Source organism: Lysinibacillus sp. VIII_CA (assembly GCF_049943995.1).
Taxonomy (GTDB): Bacteria; Bacillota; Bacilli; order Bacillales_A; family Planococcaceae; genus Lysinibacillus; species Lysinibacillus pinottii.
Map to the genome: position 1 here is coordinate 1 of NZ_JBNFXM010000048.1, position 3,694 is coordinate 3,694.

General features: G+C 33.8%; 5 protein-coding genes and 1 pseudogene. 1 reads left to right on the forward strand and 5 read right to left on the reverse strand.

The features are described 5' to 3' along the window. Positions 1-465 precede the first annotated feature (465 nt). Complete coding sequence (locus ACP3VS_RS23970; protein WP_426390238.1) at positions 466-789, reverse strand: hypothetical protein; 324 nt, start codon at positions 787-789, stop codon at positions 466-468. 212 nt (positions 790-1,001) lie between these two features. On the opposite strand from ACP3VS_RS23970, the gene ACP3VS_RS23975 reads away from it, so the two are divergent. After that, the gene (locus ACP3VS_RS23975) at positions 1,002-1,343 is read left to right on the forward strand and encodes a hypothetical protein (protein WP_426390240.1); all 342 of its coding nucleotides are present in this window, start codon (positions 1,002-1,004) and stop codon (positions 1,341-1,343) included. Between the two features lie 70 nt (positions 1,344-1,413). On the opposite strand, the gene ACP3VS_RS23980 is transcribed toward ACP3VS_RS23975, so the two are convergent. From ACP3VS_RS23980 to ACP3VS_RS23995, 4 genes and pseudogenes are all read right to left on the reverse strand, one after another. Further along, on the reverse strand, positions 1,414-1,812 hold the full coding sequence (locus ACP3VS_RS23980) for a thioredoxin family protein (protein ID WP_426390242.1): 399 nt from the start codon (positions 1,810-1,812) through the stop codon (positions 1,414-1,416). Between the two features lie 22 nt (positions 1,813-1,834). Next, positions 1,835-1,999: a hypothetical protein gene (locus ACP3VS_RS23985; RefSeq protein WP_426390244.1), complete on the reverse strand. Its 165-nt coding sequence runs from the start codon at positions 1,997-1,999 to the stop codon at positions 1,835-1,837. Between the two features lie 17 nt (positions 2,000-2,016). Further along, positions 2,017-3,093: a protein rep gene (locus ACP3VS_RS23990; protein WP_426390245.1), complete on the reverse strand. Its 1,077-nt coding sequence runs from the start codon at positions 3,091-3,093 to the stop codon at positions 2,017-2,019. 332 nt (positions 3,094-3,425) lie between these two features. Further along, positions 3,426-3,694 (reverse strand): annotated as a pseudogene (locus ACP3VS_RS23995) (hypothetical protein); the annotation flags it as partial.

Here is a 3,694-nt window from a genome sequence, read left to right on the forward strand (position 1 = left end):
CTCTCCGAGGGTGGTTGGCTACCGCCAAAGCATGCTGCAGCATGCAAAAGACCTTGAGGGTTTCGCCCCTCAAACTTGCGACCAAGGGAGCCCCTTGGATGGCATAAAAAAACCTCCACCCCTCCAAGTGCTTGCTGTAACTCACGAGGAAAATCATTTCCTCCGTTGCCCTTTACAGCGAGCCTTTCGAGTCGTGTATCTTTCGAGCCAGCGCCACCTTGCTAAAAAGATAGGTGGCTCGAACCGAAATAGGTTAACACGACTCTGCTCACTGTAAAGGGTGAACTCGCTACGCTCGCAACTCCACAAATCATTTTCTTTCTCCGAACAAACAAATAAAAAGAGCAGCTACATGCCTAAAGGGTTCGGGTGACATCTAGTAAACACCAAGCCAAAACAAAAAGAAGAACAGTTTTTTTTACCGTTCCTCTAGTTTGCTGTCATTATTTATAAAAGACAATTCATTTATTTTTCATCGATTACTTGTTTATATGCATTCGATTCATTTACCCTTAATTCTTTTTTGCTTTGATTATTTTGAATTAAAATAATTATAAGAGCTTGTAAAGTCATTGCTAAAATCAAAAGAATTAAATGAGCATACTCAAATAATAATTTCGAAAGAATATAAAAGATCGGCCCTGCAGAAAGATAAGAAACGTATTGATTTTTAGTCAGTATAAATAAAATCGTTGAAATACAAGAAGTAACCAATAAAAGTTCTAAAATAGTCCATAGAAAATTAGTATCAGATAATATCAAATATATTAATTCATTAAAGTATCCCACATTACACTTCTCCTTTTTTTTAATTATTATTCATTTTATTTATAGTTAAAACTTCATTTATGAGATATAAGTTTACGCTAGTAAACTATAGAATTCAAATATATAATTTGAAAAAATAACAATATTTACTATAATTATATATACAAAAAACTCCAAATATATTACCATTGTTACATAATATGCATATTAAGTAAAAAAACAGGAGAGTTAAAATGAAATTCAAACATTTATTATTATCTTTAGTTTCTATTATTTGTATATCGTTTGCTGGATTTAATGTTTCTGCTTCTGCAGCTCCAATAAACAGCAATGCTTCTCCAAATTCAATACAAGCACTAAGTAGTGTTCCATTTGTTCCCGACAGATGTATTAGAGTTAAAAAAGTCCTTCCTGGTAATCCAACATATGGTTATACAGATATCGAAGCCTACGGTGGAACAACATATAGATTGTACGATTCAAATAAAGTTGGTATTAAAGCTATTAAAGCAGAACTTGAAATTGAGGTTATGATAGGAGCTAATAACCAAGTTTACGGTTGGAGAGTATTGTAATATCTTAATATGAAATAAAAAAAGTGATACATAGTACAGTTAATATTGTACTTTGTATCACTTTTTAAAATTATTGACTTTCAAACCACTTTTTATATTCTTCTTCACTTTGTAATCCGTGTAATCTAGAAACTTCTTGACCATTCTTATAATGTATAAGAGTCGGAGTACCTTCAATATTAAATTGTTCCCAACCCGAAGGATTTTCTCCTAAATTATGAATTTTTAAATCAATTCCCATTTTATTAGTCATAGGAATTATAATAGGAGTTGCCTTTTCACAATAAATACAATTAGGTTTATAAAAATATACTAATATGTCTTGTTTATTATCTATAGCAGCATTCATTTCCGTAGCTGTAATATAATTATTTTCATCTATTATTTCTTCTTTAAATACTTCTGTCAAAAAAAATAAAACTAAAAATAAACTAATAATAACCAGAAAAATCAATAATAATTTTTTCATAACATCTAACTCCTTCAGTCTTTTAGCTTAACATTTCTCTTCGCAACAAAGCAATATAATCTTGTTCTTCTGGCGACCGCAGATAGATACCGTTATAGTGACTGTAAACTTCCAGTAATTCTATATTGACAATATCGCTTGGAGATTTCCTTTCTTTCTCCCTGTAATGACCATGCTCTTCACTCATATGTTCATCCCTCACTATTATATTTCATCAGATTCTTCAATTTTCAAAGCTCGTTCATTGTACTTCTCAAATTCTTCAGGTGTTAATTCTCGCAACGTGCTATCATACTTCGAGTTGTTCCAGAGGGAACGCACCAAGTGGGTGTAAATTGCGTCGTCCGTCTCCTTGTAGCTGTCCAGTTCTCCACGCTCATACATTTTGGCGTAAACCTTGAACATACCACTATAAACGAGCAATTGACGCTTTTTAAGTGCCATATAGAACGTATCAAACACCAGCTCACTGTGATACAAGTCCGATCCCTTTGCTGAATACTTCGCTATCTCCAATATGGCATTTGACTTACTCTTTTCACTGGTGCGAACCTTTCGTACGTCCACTTGCGTTATCGATGGGTCTTTCATGCAGCCTCTCCACATATCGAGCCATTCAGCTTGACTGATGTAACTCTTTGTATCGTCAAAATAGCTTTTTTTGACCGCTAAAATGATATGAACATGAGGATTATAAGTACCGTATTGTGGGTTTGCATCCCCGACCTTTAAACCACGCTTCACAAAGTAATTTTCTTTGCGTTTATACAGCTCGTCTGTAATGATTTTTTCTTGGTCAGTTGTGACCTCTAATTTTCGCACATAACCTTGCACAACTTTTTTCACTTTAGTTCTCGCAAAAAGTCGATTAATAGATCGATTAAATTTATCAATTTCGTCTTTCAAATCCTCACCAGTTACATTCGGACTTGTAAGTGTCAGAAAAATGTATTCCAAGCTTTCTTGACACTTGATAGACTCCAATAAAATCGAAATTTTTATAGCATCTTTTTTAGCAGTTTTCCATGTACATATTGGACAAAAACGATTACCGCAAGCATTAGTAATTTCTAAGCGTTTTTTGTCGAGTTTTTCAGTAGTTAAAAATCGCATAAAACTATGGCAACTTTCAAACCGTACAATTGATGGTGTACTTAGATGTTTCTCTATGTAAGAAGTAGCCTTTCGATTTAAATCTTTTTTCGGCTTATATTTAACTAAAATTTCTTTACCTAGTTTACTAGTTTTTTTGAGTTTAATGGGTTCTTGATTTTCATTCATATTTCGTGTAAAGTCTACTTGTAATTACAAATGCATATAAAAAAAGAGTAGACTTGTCCCCCTTCCAGTTATTGTTTTTTCTCGACAATTAAACTGTAACTCACGAAGGATTTTGGAACAAGTCTATTTTTCATATAAAGAGCAAAACAGTATGCTAGCCGATTCGCTTTGAAGCTTAGAGGCTCTAAGTGCAAACCCTACTATACGCCACAGGAATAGTTGCGTATAGTATCAAGTAAAGAAAGAACTCGAATTTCGCTCCGCAAAATTCCGTTCTAAAACCATCTAAAACCAAAAGCAAAAACACGCCTTCATGGCGTGTTTTTTTCGGCTTAACGCCCTCTATCTTGCTCACGAGTCATTTCACGCTTATGAGCCTTCTCAAATTCGCCCTCAGGCGCTTTTTCCTTCACCTTGTCTACCAAAGCTTTAAAAACGTCTTTAAAGGCCATAGCACTCTTTGTACGCTCTTTAATAAATTCTTTGGCACTTTTATAAATCGATTTAATTTCGGCCTTTAAATTGCTTATATGGGCTTCTAAAACACTAATTTCATTTGTAGCCGACCTCAAGTGAGTTTTTAAACTCGCATTTTCTTGTT

Excerpts from the sequence above, each read along its gene's own strand:
- ACP3VS_RS23985 (WP_426390244.1), bottom strand. The coding sequence starts at position 1,999 with ATGAGTGAAGAGCATGGTCATTACAGGGAGAAAGAAAGGAAATCTCCA.
- ACP3VS_RS23975 (WP_426390240.1), top strand. The coding sequence starts at position 1,002 with ATGAAATTCAAACATTTATTATTATCTTTAGTTTCTATTATTTGTATA.
- ACP3VS_RS23990 (WP_426390245.1), bottom strand. The coding sequence starts at position 3,093 with ATGAATGAAAATCAAGAACCCATTAAACTCAAAAAAACTAGTAAACTA.
- ACP3VS_RS23980 (WP_426390242.1), bottom strand. The coding sequence starts at position 1,812 with ATGAAAAAATTATTATTGATTTTTCTGGTTATTATTAGTTTATTTTTA.